The sequence below is a fragment of the Corynebacterium sp. MSK041 genome (assembly GCF_030232265.1).
Taxonomy (GTDB): Bacteria; Actinomycetota; Actinomycetes; order Mycobacteriales; family Mycobacteriaceae; genus Corynebacterium.
Genome location: NZ_JASPJK010000002.1, coordinates 259,223 through 275,299, shown reverse-complemented (window position 1 = coordinate 275,299; position 16,077 = coordinate 259,223). Strand labels below are relative to the sequence as shown.

Sequence of the window (16,077 nt, the reverse complement as noted above, 5' to 3'; positions counted from 1 at the left end):
GAGGGTGATGGCGATTGTGAACCGCACCCCGGATTCTTTCTACGATCGCGGCGCGACCTATCAGTTCGATGATGCTCTCCGCCGCTGCGCCGAGGTGGTGGAAGCAGGTGCTTCCATCATCGACGTCGGTGGTGTCAAGGCCGGTCCAGGCCAAGAGGTTGACGTCGTGGAGGAAACCGAGCGGGTTGTGCCCCTCATCGCGGCGATTCGTGAGCAGCACCCGGCGGTAGACATCTCGGTGGACACGTGGCGCGCCGCTGTCGCCGATGTGGCGGTGGATGCTGGAGCCACGATCATCAATGACACGTGGGCGGGCTTCGACCCTGAGCTCGTCGAGGTCGCCGGCGCGCGCAAGGTCGGCTACGTGTGCTCTCACACAGGCGGGGCCACGCCGCGCACGCGTCCGCATAGAGTGCTTTACGACGACGTCGTTGCCCACATCATCCACACCACCACATCCCTGGCCGAACGTGCTGCCTCCTGCGGCGTCTCGGAGGAGAAAGTGTTCATCGATCCGACCCATGACTTTGGTAAGAACACTTTCCACGGCCTGGAGATCCTGCGGCGTATTGAGGAGATCACCGCGACGGGCTGGCCGGTGCTCATGGCGCTGTCGAACAAGGACTTCATCGGGGAGACACTTGACCGCCCGGTGGGTGAGCGTGTTGCCGGCACCCTCGCGGCGACGGCATGGTGCGCCGCCCGGGGTGTGGCGGCATTCCGGGTGCATGAAGTTGCTGAAACCGTGGACGTCATCCGCATGACCGCCGCCATCCAGGACACCATCGCGCCCCTGAACACCGTGCGGGGTCTGGCATGAAGGTCTCCGTTGTCATCCCGGCTTTAAACGAGGAAGCCACCGTCGCCGGTGTTGTGACCGCTGCGCGTGCGTCCTGCGCCAGCGAGGTCATCGTGGTGGATTCGGACTCCACGGATAACACCGCCGCCGTCGCCCGCGACGCCGGCGCCACGGTGCTTAATTGGAAGGGCATCGCCCCCGACATCCCTGTTCGCCCCGGCAAAGGCGAAGCGCTCTGGCGCGGTGTGCGTGCCGCCACCGGCGATGTCGTGGTCTTCCTCGACGCGGACGTGACCACGGTGGAGCCGGAGTGGGTGGACAAGCTGGCGGGCGAGTTCGCAAGCAAGCACGTACAGCTAGTGAAGGCGACTTATCGCCGCACGCTCGACGGCGTGGATCACGGCGGTGGGCGTGTGACGGAGTTGACCGCGAAACCGCTGCTGAATCTCCTGTTCCCGGAGATCCCCGCGCTTGAGCAACCATTGGCCGGCGAGTACGCCATCCGGCGCGACGCGGCTTTGAGCCTGCCGTTCGTGGCAGGCTACGGCGTGGAGGTGGGCCTGCTCATTGACATCGCCACGGCTTACGGGCCGAATGCGATCACCCAGGTCAACCTCGGCGTGAAAACGCACCGTAACCGTCCGCTGGCGCAATTGGCGGGCATGTCTGACATCGTGGCCCGCACCATCCTGAATAGGGCCGGGGTCGCTGATACTGCTGTGGAAGAACGCGAGCCCTGGGTGGGATAAACTCGCCTCATGCTGTCTTGGATTCTGCTGATCCTGGTGATCGCCGCCGTTGCCGTTTTTGGCATTTGGGTTTCCGCAAGCCTCTTCGGGCGCGGTGAAGTTTTGCCACCGCTGGATGAGCCTGCAGACGTGATCGCCGCGAACCGCGCTGCTGTGGCTGAGGGGCGTTTCGATGACATCGTATTAGAGGTGGTCAGGCGCGGTTATCGGCAGGATCAGGTGGACGCTCTCGTGGAGGACCTCAGGCAGTTTTCTGCCGGTGCGCGTACTATTGATCTAGTTGACACTGTTGAAGACAAAGGAGTGACACCGCATGGCAGCAATGAAGCCTCGCACTGGTAACGGCCCGATGGAAGTGGTCGAGGAGAGTCGCAAGATTGTGATGCGCATCCCGTCTGATGGTGGCGGCCGTCTCGTGGTTGAGCTCAACAACGAGGAAGCAACGGAGCTGGGCAACCTGCTGTTGTCCGTGGCAGGGGAGTAACTGGAACTTTATGCTCCACCACGTCATTGACGTTCTCGCCGATCCGATTGATGGGTCGGCGCTTTCTGGTGCGGACGAGTTTTCGCGGTTGGTGTCCACCACGGGTCACTCGTATGACGTGGCTAAGCAGGGCTATGTCACGTTGGCGTCCGGCGCGGGTTTGAATCATGAGGGCGATAGCCCGGCGATGGTCTCCTCGCGTGAAGCTTTCTTGTCGCGCGGGCATTTCGCGCCCTTCGTGGAAACCGTGACGGAGCGCGTGCTCGATGCGTTATCGCACGGCCCGCTTGTCGACGATGCCCAGCCCACCATCCTCGAAGTCGGCGCCGGCACCGGCTACTACCTGTCACACACCCTCGACGCGGTGGAGAATTCCCGCGGTGTGGGTGTGGATATTGCTGTCCCGGCTGCGAAGCACCTGGCGAAGTCCCACCCACGCGTGGGTGCTGTGGTTGCCGACGTATGGGCAGGCCTGCCTCTGCAGGATAAGTCCGTGGATGTGATCACGGTGATCTTCGCTCCACGTAACCCGGCGGAATTTGCCCGCGTGCTCAGTGATGACGGTGAGGTCATCGTCCTCACCCCGCAGCAAGGGCACCTGGATGAGCTGCGTGAGCCGCTCGGCATCTTGGGTGTGGAGGACGGCAAGGTTGACCGCCTCCTCGAACAAGCCCGCGGATACTTAGAGCCGGTGGGCGATGGTGAACTGATTGAGTTCCCCATGCGCCTGGACCGTGACGCGATTGCCGCGCAGGTGGGCATGAGTCCCTCCGCACGCCATATTGAGCCTGCGGTGCTCGCCGAGCGCGTGGCGCAGCTGCCGGAGATGATGCAGGTCACCGCGCGTGCACAGCTAACCCGCCTAGGTAGGGCGTAGAACGCCCTACCTAGAAGGATCTACCCAGCTTGCTATCTCTCCCTAGGTAGGGCCTCTATCGTTTCGCTCTACCCGTCGATAGGGCTTACGCCCTATCGACGCCACTGATCGTTGATCTCCGCATCGCCTTCAACGGTGGTGCGGATGTCTGCCACGCCGTTTTCGGGCCAGAACCGGCTGGAGAGGGTGACGGCGCCGCCGCCGGCGAAGATTTCGATGGCGGAGCCGTCGATAAGCACGGAAATGTGATCTTCGTCTTCGTCGTCGAGTTCGGCGATAGCGGGCTGTCCGTCGAGGCGGTCGAGCGTGATTTTGTCGCCGGAGTGGACGATGGAGGCGCAGACCTCACCCGCGTTGTCCAGCACGTCGACGGTGACGCTGGAGCCGACGGGGATCTCACACATGCCGGTCCACAGAATGGCGCGCTCGGTGGCGTCTACTGCGCCGGGCAGGCCAGGCGCTGGGGTTTGGTAGAGCTTGCCGCCGGCGAGGGTGACCACGCGGGGGAGGGACAACGCATTGGCCCAGCCTTCCGTGGCCCAGGTGGGCTGGGTGGTGGGGTCGCCGCCGCGACCGGTGGAGGCAAGCAATCCGAAGATGCGGGCTTCGGCGTAACGCTCATCATCGGTCTGGGTGCCGGTGACAACGTTGGTGCTGCGCGGGCGTGTGAAGTCGTGGCCGTGGTCGAGGCGGGTGAACGGGGTGGTCACCTGGAATTCGGAGCCGTCGAGAGTGCCCACGAGGTAGCCGGAGATTTCCCCGCCCTCGCGCTCTTGGGTGAGGAACAGCACGTCATAGATGACGCCATCCACCTCATCGCGCAGGCGGATGATGCGGGGAGCGACTGTGCGGGCATCAGCCGGGATCCCGGATTCACCTGCGAAACCCAAGGGGCCGATGATGGTCCACGTCTCTTGGTCCGTGGATTCCAGCACCACCGGAACGGGTTCCTCTTCCGGGCCGGTGGAGGCGAGCATGAGCCAACCGGCTTGGCCTTGGTCGCGGTCGTTGTTTTCCTCCCAGTCCGGAACAACGCAGGGGGAGCGGAAGCGGACGAAGCGTCCGGTGTCCTTCACCACAGGACCAAGGCGGCGAACACCGGGGTCGACGTCGTCGGATTCGTCGAGGTGCTCGCACAGCGCCTCAATATCGTCCACGTGCGCGACCTGGATGGTGGTGCCAGCGGATGTTTCAGAGGTGAAGTACAGGTTGGTGCCAGTCTTGCTGGCCACCACGGAGCCGGCGAGCACCCGGGTTTCACCACCGACGGGAGCGATAACGTCGTCGCATTCGTAGAAGTCGAAGGGGTTACCTTCGGAGAATTGGTGGGCCCAGCGGGTGGGGGCGCCTGGCTCGGTTTCGTACTGGTAGAACAGGTGCCAATCTTCGCCGTTGCGGAGCATTCCGGCGGCAGCATCGAGGATGCCGCGCTCGGCGGTGACGTGCAGTTCTGGTCGAAGGGTGCTCACTGTCAGGGTTCCTTTGCGTGCTGTTGTGGGGGCGGTGCTACATGAGCGAGGCGTAGACGTCCACGGTTTCTTGGGCGATTTTGTCCCAGGTGAATTCTTGTTTCACGCGAGTCAGGCCGGCGGCTGCGTACTTCTTGGTCAGGGCGGCATCGGCGGCAAGGGCATTGACAGCAGACGCGATGTCTTTTTCAAAGGTGGTGGTGTCTGCTTCGTCGTAATGCACGAGCGTGCCGGTCTCCCCGTCGATGACAACCTCGGGGATACCGCCGACGTCGGAGGCAACAACAGCGGTTTCGCACGCCATGGCTTCGAGGTTCACAATGCCCAATGGTTCGTACACTGACGGGCACACGAAGATGTCGGCTGCGGAGTAAATCTCACGGATCTGTTCTTTCGGCAGCATCTCGGTCACCCAGTGCACACCGCCGCGGGTTTCGCGGAGCTTGTCCACGAGCCCTTCGGTCTCCGCCGCAATCTCCGGCGTATCGGGCGCACCAGCGCACAGGATGATCTGGATGTCCTTGTCAAAGTCCTGGGCAGCCTTCACCAGGTGGGGGACACCCTTCTGGCGGGTGATGCGGCCAACAAAGGCGACGATCGGCCGGGAAGTGTCCACACCGAGGCGTTCGATGATGCCGGTGGATTCCGGGGTGTCGGGGGAGACGTGGAACCACTCGGTGGTGTCGATGCCGTTGAGGATGACGTGGACCCGTGATTCGTCGATACGGGGGTAGACGCGCAAGATGGCGTCCTTCATCCCGGAGGACACACCGATCACTGCGTCGGCGTTTTCCATGGCGTTCTTCTCGGACCAGCAGGAGACATCGTATCCACCGCCGAGCTGCTCGCGCTTCCAGGGGCGATCCGGCTCAAGCGAGTGTGCGGTGACCACGTGAGGGATGCCATGCAGGAGGCCGGCGAGGTGGCCGCCGAGGCCGGAGTACCAGGTGTGGGAATGGACCACGTCGACGTTGGTGGCGGCATTGGCCATCCGCAGGCCCGTCGACAAGGTTTTGAGCGCGCTGTTTGCTTCCGCAAGTTCGGGGTCCACGCCGTGCACATACACGCCTTCGGCATCACGGGGCGCACCCATGCAGTGGACGTCCACCTCCACGCCGTCGAGCTGGCGCATAAAGCGGGTCAGCTCCGTGACGTGCACGCCAGCACCACCGTAAATTTCCGGTGGGTATTCGCGGGTCATCATTCCGACTCTCATGATCACCGACACTAGCTACGTTTGCGCGTCAGTGCATGAGCGCGACCCGCGAGGGTAATTTCGGGTGTGATGCGCTGCGAGAACGAGCCAAGTTACCTAGTCTTAATGGTGTGATACGCCAGCCGAATGTTCTTGCCATCGTCCTCGCCGGTGGAGAAGGAAAGCGACTGTTTCCGCTGACTCTCGACCGCGCCAAGCCAGCCGTCCCGTTCGGCGGTAATTACCGCCTGATCGATTTTGTGCTATCGAATCTGGTGAACGCGGGCTATAACCGCATCGCCGTGTTGACGCAGTACAAGTCACACTCGCTGGACCGCCACGTTGCTACAGCCTGGAATTTCTCGGGTCCGACGCACCAGTACATTGCGTCGGTGCCAGCCCAGCAGCGTTTGGGTAAGCGCTGGTACCAGGGTTCTGCGGATGCGCTGCTGCAGTCGCTGAACCTCATTTTTGATGAGTCCCCGGATTACGTTCTCGTCTTCGGCGCGGACCACGTGTACCGCATGGATCCGTCACAGATGGTGGAGGATCACATCGCGTCGGGTAATGCCTGTACCGTCGCGGGCATTCGTGTGCCGCGCAGTGAGGCCTCGCAGTTTGGCTGTATTCAGTCTGATGAGGATGGCACCATCACGGAGTTTCTGGAGAAGCCGGCTGATCCGCCGGGCACTCCCGATGATCCGGATACGACGTTCGCGTCAATGGGCAATTATTGCTTTTCGACGGAGGCGTTGATCCAAGCCCTCCGCGACGACAACGAAAACGAAAGTTCTGACCACGATATGGGCGGGGACATCATTCCGTACTTCGTGGAACGCGGTGAGGCGAATGTCTATGACTTCTCCTCGAACGAAGTACCGGGGGCAACGGAACGCGATAAGGCGTACTGGCGTGATGTAGGGACCATCGATAGTTTCTACGAAGCACACATGGACCTCATCTCCATCCACCCCGTGTTCAACCTGTACAACAAGGCGTGGCCAATCCACTCCACGGAGGATGAGAACCTGCCGCCGGCGAAGTTCGTCTCCGGGGGTCTTGCGCAGGAATCCATCATCGCGCCGGGGTCCATTATTTCCGGTTCGACGGTGCGAAATTCGGTACTATCCACGGATGTGTACGTCGAGGATGGGGCAGTGGTGGAGTCCTCTGTTCTCATGCCGGGTGTGCGCGTGGGCAAGGGAGCGATCGTGCGCCACGCGATCTTGGACAAGAACGTCTACGTCTCCGATGGTGCTGCTGTGGGCACGCACCGCGCGGACGATGAACGCCGCGGCTTCACCATTTCCGCCGAGGGAGTGGTGGTTGTGGGCAAGGGCGAACTCGTCGAGTAGCCCCTAAACCAGCTCTTACTGGGCGCGGGTGATCAGCGTGACACCCGCATCAAGTGGCAGGCGTGTGACCAGGGCACCGTCGAGGGTGTCAATGAGCGCGTCGGCTTCACGGGCGGCGGTGGTGTTGCGGTCGGTACGGGACGCGTCGACAAGCGTGCCGTCTAGCAACGAGCCAAGCAGAACGAGCGTGCCACCTGGCGTGAGCAGCGGCCATGCGGCTTCAACAACGGCGGGGAGATCCACCGGCTCCACATCCGCGACAACGAGGTGGTACGACTCCGTAGCCAGACGCCCCAGTACGTCCAGCGGGCGCGACGGCAGAAAACGGGTGCGTGAAGGGCCAAAGCCCGCATCGCGGAAGGTGGCCTTGGCACGCGCCTGGTGGTCTGCTTCCGGGTCGATACAGGTCAGATTCGATTTCTCCGGCAGGCCAGCAAGGATGTGCAAGCCCACGACACCGGCGGCCGGGGTCATAGCTACAGCTCCGCCCTCACCGACAGCAGCCAGTGTGCCCAGCAGGCTACCCAGCGCCACGCCCGGGCTGGACAGACCGTACTCGCTGGCATCCGCCCGTGCGGTGTCAAGCGCTGCCTGCAGGTCAGCCTGGGTACTGCGGCCAGCGGCGGAGGAAATGTATGCGTTCAGAGAAGAAAATGCAGAGTCGCTCACACCGGCCATCCTACGAAACACAGGGGACTTCGACGGGTGGGGCACGCCGTGCGGATACCTCACAGGAATTTCCTAGGGCCTGGCTACACCTGTGTGAGGGCGATAAGGAACAATAGTGCACATGGATGCGCCTGCTGAGTCCTTGGAGCCCTTGAAGCCACTGACCGGAACCGCCGCTTTTGATGCGGGAGAAGGTGCCATGCCTACGTGGGCGGAGCTCGTGGAGGAGCACGCGGATAGCGTGTACCGCCTCGCCTTCCGCCTGTCCGGCAATCAGCAGGATGCAGAAGACCTCACTCAGGAAACCTTCATGCGTGTCTTCCGCAACCTGAAGTCTTACAAGCCCGGCACGTTTGAGGGCTGGCTGCACCGTATTACCTCCAATTTGTTCTTGGACATGGCGCGCCACCGCAGCAAGATCCGCATGGAAGCGCTGCCGGAAGACTACGAGCGAGTTCCCGGCACGGAGATGACGCCGGAGCAGGTATACAGCGTGGCCAACTTGGACCCAGCACTGCAGGAAGCGCTGGATGAGCTCAGCCCTGAGTTTCGTGTTTCCGTGGTGCTGTGTGATGTGGTGGGCATGAGCTACGAGGAGATTGCTAAGACCCTCGACGTGAAAATGGGTACTGTGCGTTCACGGATTCACCGTGGGCGCAGCCAGCTGCGTGATTCTCTGGAGGCTAAAGCACAGACGAACGAAGGTGCACGCGAGCTCATCCGCGCGCGTTAGGGTGGTGCCTCGTGTCACGTTTTGATTCGACTGATCACCTGAGCTTCGAAGCGGTTGCGGCGCTCGTGGATGGTGAGTTGTCGCGCACCGCGGTGCATCGCGCTCGCCTGCACCTGGCGGCGTGCCAGCTGTGCCGGGATGAGGAGTCCCGTCAGCGCGCCGCAGTGGCAGCAGTGCGCGAGCACAACACGGACGGGTGCTTGCGTGCGCCACGCTCGCTGGTGGAAAAACTTGCTCACATGGAGGGGACAGAGGAGCTTCCTGTGCAGAAGCCCGAGGCGAAGAGCAGCGGGTTGAGCGCTACGTGGTCAAAATTGCGCGGGGGGTTAAAGTAGAGGCGTGTTTAACATTGGCTGGGGCGAGATCTTCGTCATCATTCTCGTCGGCCTGATTGTGGTGGGGCCGGAGCGTCTCCCTGGCGTGATCCAGGATGTCCGCGCCGCCATTTTTGCTGCGCGTAAAGCGATTGCCAATGCAAAACAGGAGCTCAACGGGGAATTTGATGGCTTGGATGAGTTTCGCAAGCCAATGAGCACCGTCACGGAGTACGCGGCGATGGGCCCGAAGAAGGCCATTGCCAAAGTGCTTTTCGACGAAGATGAGGCCTACCTTGACGCCCTCAAACCCAGCGCGATGATGGATGGGAACCCCGTCCCGGCTGCTGGTACGCCGAAGCCGTCACGACCCCGGCGGAAGCAACCGGGTGTGAGCCAGCCCGAACCGCCAGCGACGAGCGGTGGCGGTTTTTCCTGGGCTGACGTTACGTAGCTGTTCGTAGCTGCTAGTTGCTAGTTGTGTGTCACGCCGAGTGACAAGTTTTTGCCGGCGAGGGATTCGCGGCGCACTTTGAGTTTCTTCGCGATGTCATTGATCGCCTTCGCTGCAGGGGAGTCCGGTGCGGAGACGGCGATGGGGGTGCCGTCATCACCATGTGCGCGTAGCTGCGGGTCGAGGGGGATAGAGCCAAGCAATGGAACCTCTTCTCCGGTGATGCTGGTGAGGCGCTCTGCTACCTGCTCGCCACCACCGCTGCCGAAGATGTCCATGGTGGTGCCATCTGGCATGACCATGGCGGACATGTTCTCAATGACACCGGCCACGCGCTGGCCCGTCTGCTGGGAGATGGAACCGGCACGTTCTGCCACCTCGGCGGCAGCGGCCTGCGGGGTGGTCACGATGAGCAGCTCCGCATTCGGCACCAGCTGCGCCACGGTGATAGCCACATCACCGGTTCCCGGTGGCAGGTCCATGAACAGGACATCCAACTCAGACCAGTACACGTCCGCGAGGAACTGCTGGATTGCGCGGGTGAGCATCGGGCCGCGCCACACCACCGGGGCGTTGCCTTCCACGAATTGTCCGATGGAGATGTGGCGGACGTTGTGGGCGATGGGGGGCATCAACATGTCGTCGACAAGCGTTGGGCCTTGCCCCACAGAACCCATGAGACCGGGGATGGAGTGGCCGTAAATATCCGCGTCGAGAATGCCCACGGTGAGCCCTTGTGCGGCAAGTGAGGTGGCTAGATTCACCGTCATGGAGGACTTACCCACACCACCCTTGCCGGACGCCACCGCGAACACGCGCGTAGTGGATCCGGGCTGCGCGAACGGAATAACAGGCTCAGAACGGTCGCCCTTGAGACGCTGCGCGAGATTGCGGCGCTGCTCATCGCTCATGGTGTGCATGGTCACGCTAACCTCACCCACGCCTTCGAGCTCCTCAACCACCGCGCGCACATTGCCCTCGATGTTGTCACGCATCGGGCAGGCAGCAATGGTGAGGTAGATACCCACCGCGACATCATTGCCATCAATCCGAACGGATTCAACCATGTCCAGCTCAGTGATCGGCTTGCCAATCTCGGGGTCATCCACCCGAGACAACGCGTTACGGACGGCTGCTTCAGAAATTCCTGGTGTAGGGCTTGAGTTACTCATCACCGGTCAGTATATGACCCCCACCCGCGGGAACACTACACTCGACCATGTACGTGACAGATGAAGCGAGGTTTTCAAACACCATGACCCAGCCGTACAACGCGCGCACCACCCCTCAACGCCCCTCCGGGTGGCCCGTGGGCAGCTTCCACACCTACGCCGAAGCGCAGGCCGCAGTGGACTACCTGTCGGACCAGGAATTCCCCGTGGAAGAACTCACCATCGTGGGTGTGGACCTCATGCAGGTGGAAAAAGTCACTGGTCGCCTGACCTGGGGGCGCGTGCTGGGAGGCGGTGCACTGTCCGGCCTATGGTTCGGACTGTTCGTTGGTCTTCTCTTCGCGCTGTTTAGCCCGGAGCCGATGTTGTCCATGCTCACCGCCGTTGTGATTGGCATTATCTTCGGCGTGATTTTCGCCAGCGTGGGCTACGCCATGACGCAGGGCAAGCGCGATTTTTCCTCCGCCACCACGATTGTGGCGGGACGTTATGACGTCCTCTGTGAAGCCAGCCAGGCTCCCCGTGCCCGCGACATGATCTCCAAGAACCTCCCGCAGGCAGGCCAGTAAATGCGCAAGATTCTCCTCGCCGTTGCCGGTGTCGGCCTTCTGTCACTGAGTGCCTGTGCTCAACCCACGACTGAGTCGGATGCCACCGTGGAAATTGCGGTGGACCCCACCGATGAAGAACAGATGGTGCTGGCAGAAATTTATCGTCAAATCATTCAGTATGACGGCCGTAACGTAGGCATCATCCCCATGGAGATCGCCGATGACAGCACGAAGCTTGATGTCCTTCAAACCGGTGAAGCGAACTTTGCAGTAATGTGCGCCGGCTCCCTGGTCACTCAGACGAACCCAGGTGAAGCTACGGAACTCAACCGCGCTGCCACTGAGGCTGCTGAAGAGGGGCACTCAGACAACGTCGCAGACATCCCCCTGGCTACCTACGACGCTGCTGTGGCAACCCTGCCTACCTTCTTGCGCACCATCGACCCTTCACCGGCTGAGTCCTGCGAGAACCAAGAACACGGCGACCTGCCCAACAACATCATCCCGGTATTCAAAGCCCAACTTTTTGAGCGCGGTGTTCTCCGCGCCATGAACAAGGCAACCCGCGCGCTAAGCACCGAGGAATTCAAAGAACTCGTTGAGGAAGCCGCGAAGGATCCCGATCCATCCCGCGCAGTCAGCGAATGGATCCAAGAGAAAACCGGCATGGGTGTTGCGCTTGAGCGCGCCGTGGACGAAGATGAATCTGGAGACGCCTAAAAGCCTCTCACCAGCACACAAAAGGAGATAGATGTGTCTGTATTTGCAGTGATCATGGCCATCACGTGGTTGCTCTGTGGCGGGGTTTTGGTCTGGGTAGGAGTTAAGGCAGGCCAAGGGGCTTTGCCGAAGAACAACTGGGTGGGTATTAGGACCCCAGCTCTCCTCGCGAGTGATGAATCCTGGATCACTGGCCATAAGGCTGCGGCAAGTCTGCTCACCGCCAGCGGAATCCCGCTGATCATCGGCGGCATCGTGTGTCTTTTCGTGGATGATTCCATCATCGGCTGGGTGAGTATCGCCGTTGTTGTGGTTTTGGTCGTCCTGGTGATGCTCGCTGCGAAGAAGGCTGAAGCTGCCGTGAGGTAGGGGCCTGTAAGCGCTCGCTCCGGCGGACATCTGTGTAAACGCTTACATTGCGCCGGTAACTACCAAATAGTAGAAATTTTCTACAAGGGACTTCATTCGAGCCGATCTTTCGCGAGGTAACTGTTTACACACACTTAGCGAAGGAAAGCGACGAAGGGTGACCCTTGCTCCCCTTGATCCTCCACGCTGTGCCGCGGTAGCAGGCACACTTTTTGCTACTTATCCCGGAACTTCCTACGAAGGAAAACAAAAAAGGGGAGCTGCGCAAAGCAGCTCCCCTTCGCCTTAGCGGATTAGTCGGCGAATGCCTCGTCCAGCAGTGCCTTCTCCTCCTGCTGGTGGATCTTGGTCACACCGGTAGCAGTGGTGGACTGTGCACGGCGCGAGATGCGGCGCATCGGCGGCATGTTGTCCACGAAGTTGGCCAGGTGCTCGTTGTAGAACGGCCACGGACCCTGGTTGGCGGGCTCGTCCTGCACGAAGCGGATCTCCTTGGCGTTCGGGTAGTTCGCAAACGCGTCGGACAGGCGGTTGAACGGGATCGGGTGCAGCATCTCCACACGGATGATGGCAATGTCCTCGCGCTCGTCCTGGGCGCGGCGCTTCTCCAGCTCGTAGTAAATCTTGCCGGAGCAGAGCATGATGGTGGTCACCTTGTTGGCATTGCCGATGACCGTGTTGGTGGCGTCCACCAGACGCGGGTCGTCGATGACGGAGCGGAAGGACTTCTGCTCGGTGAACTCATCAACCTGGGAGACCGCAGCCTTGTTGCGCAGCATGGACTTCGGGGTGAAGACAATCAGCGGGCGCTTCATGTCGCCGAGTGCCTGGCGGCGCAGCAGGTGGAAGTAGTTAGCCGGGATGGTCGGCTGAGCGATGGTCATGGAACCTTCGGCCACCAGCTGCAGGAAGCGTTCGATGCGTGCAGAGGAGTGGTCCGGGCCCTGGCCTTCGTAGCCGTGGGGGAGCAACATGACCAGCTTGGACAGCTGACCCCACTTGGTCTCACCGGAGGAGATGTACTCATCGATGATGGTCTGACCACCGTTGGCAAAGTCACCGAACTGTGCCTCCCATGCGACGAGTGCGTCCGGGTTACCCACGGTGTAGCCGTACTCGAAGCCCAGGCCACCGAACTCGGTCAGAGCGGAGTTGTAGATCCGGAAACGGCCACCGTTGCCTGCCTCAATAGCTGCAGCGTCGAGTGGGTTGAACTGCTCTCCGGTGTTCGGGTCGAACAGGACGCCGTGGCGCTGGGTGAAGGTACCGCGCTTGGAGTCCTCACCGGCCAGGCGGACGAGCTTGCCTTGCTTAGCCAGGGAGCCGAAGGCGAGGAGCTCGGCCCATGCCCAGTCGATGTTGCCGGACTCGAAGGAACCCCCACGGTTCTTCAGCACGGACTTCAGGCGCTTGTTCGGAGTGAAGTCCTCCGGCAAGTGTGCATACGCGTCCGCGAGAGCCTTGAAGGTGTTCTCGTCGATGGAGGTGTCCAGACCGCGGGTGAGGGACTGGGACTCGGTGATGCCGTGTTGCTCGCCTGGCTGTCCGCCGCCTTCCTTGACGTCGTTGAACACGGAGTCCAGCTGGTCGTGGAAGTCCTGTGCCGCGATTTCGGCCTCTTCCTGCGTGATGTCGCCACGGCCAATGAGGTCCTTGGTGTAGCGGGTACGCACGGACGGGTGGGACTCGATGCGCTCGTACATGAGCGGCTGGGTCACGGACGGATCATCTGCCTCGTTGTGGCCACGCAGGCGGTAGCAGATGAGGTCAATGAAGACGTCCTTGCCAAATTCACGACGGTACTCGGTAGCCAGCTGGCCAACCCAGGCTGCTGCCTCCGGGTCGTCGCCGTTTACGTGGAAGACCGGGCAGTCAAAGCCCTTAGCCAAATCGGTGGCGTAGTAGGTGGAACGGCCCTGGTCCGGGGTGGTGGTGAAGCCAACCTGGTTGTTCACCACGATGTGGACGGTGCCGCCCACGTCGTAGCCGGTCAGCTTGGACATGTTCAGGGTTTCCTGGACAACGCCAAGGCCTGCGAAGGATGCGTCACCGTGGAGCATCAGCGGAACAACGGTGTGATCATCAGCATTCTTGCCGTGGTTGATCAGGTCCTGCTTAGCGCGGGCCAGACCCACGAGGACCGGGTCGACGGCTTCAAGGTGAGACGGGTTAGCGGCCAGGGTGAGCTTGATTTCACCATCGCCGAACATCTGCAGGTGCTCGCCCTCGAAGCCCAAGTGGTACTTCACGTCACCGGAACCACCCTGCTGGGCCGGCTGCAGGTTGCCTTCGAACTCGCTGAAGATGGTCTTGACCGGCTTGCCCATGATGTTGAACAAAACGTTGAGGCGCCCACGGTGCGGCATACCAATGACAACTTCATCCAGACCCTGGCCAGCGGCAGTGTCAATGATGGAATCCATGAGCGGGATCAGGGTTTCAGCGCCCTCGAGGGAGAAACGCTTCTGGCCCAGGTACTTGGTCTGCAGGAAATTTTCAAAGGCCTCAGCGGCGTTGAGCTTCTGCAGGATGTACTTCTGCTCAGCGTTGGTCGGCTTCGGCATACCCACCTCGAGGCGGTCGCGCAGCCAGTCACGCTCATCACGGTCGAGGACGTGGGTGTACTCCGCACCGACGTGGAGGGTGTAGGCGGCGCGCAGGCGGGTGAGCACCTCGCGCAGAGTCATTGTCTCCTTGCCACCGAATCCGCCGACGTTGAAGGTGCGGTCCAGATCCCAGAGGGTCAGGCCGTGGGTCTCCAGTAGGAGATCGCGGGCATCTGGCTTGGGCAGACCTGGCTGGTGCCAGTTCAGCGGGTTGGTGTCCGCCATGAGGTGGCCGCGGGAGCGGTATGCCTCGATGAGGTTCATCACACGGGTGGACTTGTCCACGCCAGAGTTCGGGATGTCCTGGGCCCAACGCATTGGTGCGTAGGGGATCTGCATGGCTTGGAAGATTTCGTCCCAGAACTTGTCGTCGATAAGCAACTGGGAAATATCACGCAGGAACTCGCCGGACTCTGCACCCTGGATGACGCGGTGGTCGTACGTGGAGGTCAGCGTGGTCAGCTTGCCCACACCGAGCTCTGCCAAACGGTCCTCGGAAGCACCAGCGAATTCGGCTGGGTAGTCCATGGCGCCGACACCGACGATGGTGCCCTGGCCCTTGGTCAGGCGTGGGATGGAGTGGCGGGTGCCAATGCCACCTGGGTTGGTCAGCTGGATGGTGACACCCTGGAAGTCCTCGAGCTTCAGCTTGTTCTCGCGGGCACGAGCGACGATGTCCTCGTAGGCATTAACAAACTGGTCGAAGCTCAGCGTCTCGCATTCCTTGATGGCTGCGACGACGAGGGCGCGGCTGCCGTCCTTCTGCGGAAGGTCAATGGCAAGACCCAGGTTGATGTGCTCCGGGGTGACAACGAACGGCTTGCCGTCCACAACCTTGTAGTTCACGTTCATGCCCGGGTGGAGCAACGCTGACTTCACAATCGCCCAGCCGATGATGTGGGTGAAGGAAATCTTGCCACCGCGGGTGCGCTTGAGGTGATCGTTGATCTGCGCGCGGTTCTCAAACATGAGCTTGACCGGCATGTCACGCACGGTCGTCGCGGTGGGGACAGTCAGGGACTCATCCATGTTCTTGGCAATAGCCTTGAACATGCCCTTGAGCTGCTGCTCACCAGCCTCCGGCAGGGTGCCAATCTTGTCCAGTGGGGACGGCTTCGGCGCTTTTGGCTGCTTGCGGGCCGACGGGGCGGTGGACTCTGCGACAGCCTTGTCCACCTTGGTCAGGCGACCGTCCTGGCTCGGTGCGCCGGTGGTCTGTGCAACCTTCGCCTCAGTGCGTGCGCGGTGCGCGGTTTTATCCGTGCTGTCCGCGGCGCCAGAAGCGAGCGGGCTAGACCCACTGGTGACACCCTTCTTTTCAAACAAGTCCCGCCACTCCGCGTCTACGGAGTTGGGGTCCTTCTTGTACTGCTGGAACATCTCATCAACCAGCCAGTCGTTTTGGCCGAATGTGCTCTCGCTGCTCACGGCAGTTACTCGCCTCGCTTCTGTGCTCTACTACTGCGTTTTGCTCTTTGTACGTTGCCCACGTTACTCGGGGTTAACCGGGGCGTGGATCATTGTTAACAGCCCACAATACTGCATACTTTCCGCTGTTTCG

17 protein-coding genes are annotated in these 16,077 nt (G+C 61.4%); 12 read left to right on the top strand and 5 right to left on the bottom strand.

Annotated elements, in window-relative coordinates; translation table 11 throughout:
• Positions 1-7 precede the first annotated feature (7 nt).
• Genes folP through QP968_RS03620 form a run of 5 tightly spaced genes read left to right on the top strand, consistent with a single transcriptional unit; the run spans position 8 to position 2,909 of the window.
• Complete coding sequence (folP, locus tag QP968_RS03640) at positions 8-820, top strand: dihydropteroate synthase (protein WP_284855065.1); 813 nt, start codon at positions 8-10, stop codon at positions 818-820.
• A complete protein-coding gene (locus tag QP968_RS03635) occupies positions 817-1,548 on the top strand; it encodes a glucosyl-3-phosphoglycerate synthase (RefSeq protein ID WP_284855064.1) in 732 nt (243 codons plus the stop codon). The genes folP and QP968_RS03635 overlap by 4 nt, the downstream gene beginning before the upstream one ends.
• A 9-nt stretch (positions 1,549-1,557) precedes the next feature.
• Entirely contained in the window at positions 1,558-1,890 is a 333-nt protein-coding gene (locus QP968_RS03630; protein ID WP_284855063.1) for a cell division protein DivIVA, read from the top strand.
• Complete coding sequence (locus QP968_RS03625) at positions 1,862-2,032, top strand: DUF3117 domain-containing protein (protein ID WP_084576442.1); 171 nt, start codon at positions 1,862-1,864, stop codon at positions 2,030-2,032. The genes QP968_RS03630 and QP968_RS03625 overlap by 29 nt, the downstream gene beginning before the upstream one ends.
• Before the next feature lie 10 nt (positions 2,033-2,042).
• Positions 2,043-2,909: a methyltransferase domain-containing protein gene (locus tag QP968_RS03620; protein WP_284855062.1), complete on the top strand. Its 867-nt coding sequence runs from the start codon at positions 2,043-2,045 to the stop codon at positions 2,907-2,909.
• A gap of 92 nt (positions 2,910-3,001) precedes the next feature.
• On the opposite strand, the gene QP968_RS03615 is transcribed toward QP968_RS03620, so the two are convergent.
• The gene (locus QP968_RS03615) at positions 3,002-4,378 is read right to left on the bottom strand and encodes a GH32 C-terminal domain-containing protein (protein WP_284855061.1); all 1,377 of its coding nucleotides are present in this window, start codon (positions 4,376-4,378) and stop codon (positions 3,002-3,004) included.
• 37 nt (positions 4,379-4,415) lie between these two features.
• A complete protein-coding gene (gene glgA / locus QP968_RS03610) occupies positions 4,416-5,594 on the bottom strand; it encodes a glycogen synthase (RefSeq protein WP_284855060.1) in 1,179 nt (392 codons plus the stop codon).
• 110 nt (positions 5,595-5,704) lie between these two features.
• Between glgA and glgC the strand changes: the two genes are divergently transcribed.
• The gene (glgC, locus tag QP968_RS03605; RefSeq protein ID WP_284855059.1) at positions 5,705-6,928 is read left to right on the top strand and encodes a glucose-1-phosphate adenylyltransferase; all 1,224 of its coding nucleotides are present in this window, start codon (positions 5,705-5,707) and stop codon (positions 6,926-6,928) included.
• 15 nt (positions 6,929-6,943) lie between these two features.
• Here the strand turns inward: glgC and QP968_RS03600 are convergent, their stop codons facing one another.
• Complete coding sequence (locus QP968_RS03600; protein ID WP_284855058.1) at positions 6,944-7,597, bottom strand: O-methyltransferase; 654 nt, start codon at positions 7,595-7,597, stop codon at positions 6,944-6,946.
• Between the two features lie 121 nt (positions 7,598-7,718).
• On the opposite strand from QP968_RS03600, the gene sigE reads away from it, so the two are divergent.
• The 3 genes from sigE to tatB are packed head-to-tail and all read left to right on the top strand — an operon-like array spanning position 7,719 to position 9,098.
• Positions 7,719-8,330, top strand: coding sequence for an RNA polymerase sigma factor SigE (sigE, locus tag QP968_RS03595; RefSeq protein ID WP_284855057.1), 612 nt, complete (start codon positions 7,719-7,721; stop codon positions 8,328-8,330).
• An 11-nt stretch (positions 8,331-8,341) separates the two neighbouring features.
• A complete protein-coding gene (locus QP968_RS03590) occupies positions 8,342-8,665 on the top strand; it encodes an anti-sigma factor (RefSeq protein WP_284855056.1) in 324 nt (107 codons plus the stop codon).
• A 4-nt stretch (positions 8,666-8,669) separates the two neighbouring features.
• A complete protein-coding gene (tatB, locus tag QP968_RS03585; RefSeq protein ID WP_284855055.1) occupies positions 8,670-9,098 on the top strand; it encodes a Sec-independent protein translocase protein TatB in 429 nt (142 codons plus the stop codon).
• A 20-nt stretch (positions 9,099-9,118) separates the two neighbouring features.
• Here tatB and QP968_RS03580 read toward each other — a convergent pair whose 3' ends face one another.
• Positions 9,119-10,270, bottom strand: a complete 1,152-nt coding sequence (locus QP968_RS03580) for an Mrp/NBP35 family ATP-binding protein (protein WP_284855054.1) — start codon at positions 10,268-10,270, stop codon at positions 9,119-9,121.
• Between the two features lie 83 nt (positions 10,271-10,353).
• Between QP968_RS03580 and QP968_RS03575 the strand changes: the two genes are divergently transcribed.
• From QP968_RS03575 to QP968_RS03565, 3 genes are read left to right on the top strand one after another with little or no spacing between them, the layout of a single operon-like run.
• Positions 10,354-10,839 carry a YflT domain-containing protein gene (locus QP968_RS03575; protein ID WP_284855053.1) on the top strand — a complete coding sequence of 162 codons (486 nt, stop codon included), beginning with the start codon at positions 10,354-10,356 and terminating at the stop codon, positions 10,837-10,839.
• Positions 10,840-11,541, top strand: coding sequence for a hypothetical protein (locus QP968_RS03570; protein WP_284855052.1), 702 nt, complete (start codon positions 10,840-10,842; stop codon positions 11,539-11,541).
• Positions 11,542-11,574: 33 nt separating this feature from the next.
• On the top strand, positions 11,575-11,910 hold the full coding sequence (locus QP968_RS03565) for an SdpI family protein (RefSeq protein ID WP_284855051.1): 336 nt from the start codon (positions 11,575-11,577) through the stop codon (positions 11,908-11,910).
• A 293-nt stretch (positions 11,911-12,203) separates the two neighbouring features.
• On the opposite strand, the gene QP968_RS03560 is transcribed toward QP968_RS03565, so the two are convergent.
• On the bottom strand, positions 12,204-15,944 hold the full coding sequence (locus tag QP968_RS03560; protein WP_284855050.1) for a multifunctional oxoglutarate decarboxylase/oxoglutarate dehydrogenase thiamine pyrophosphate-binding subunit/dihydrolipoyllysine-residue succinyltransferase subunit: 3,741 nt from the start codon (positions 15,942-15,944) through the stop codon (positions 12,204-12,206).
• Positions 15,945-16,077 lie beyond the last annotated feature (133 nt).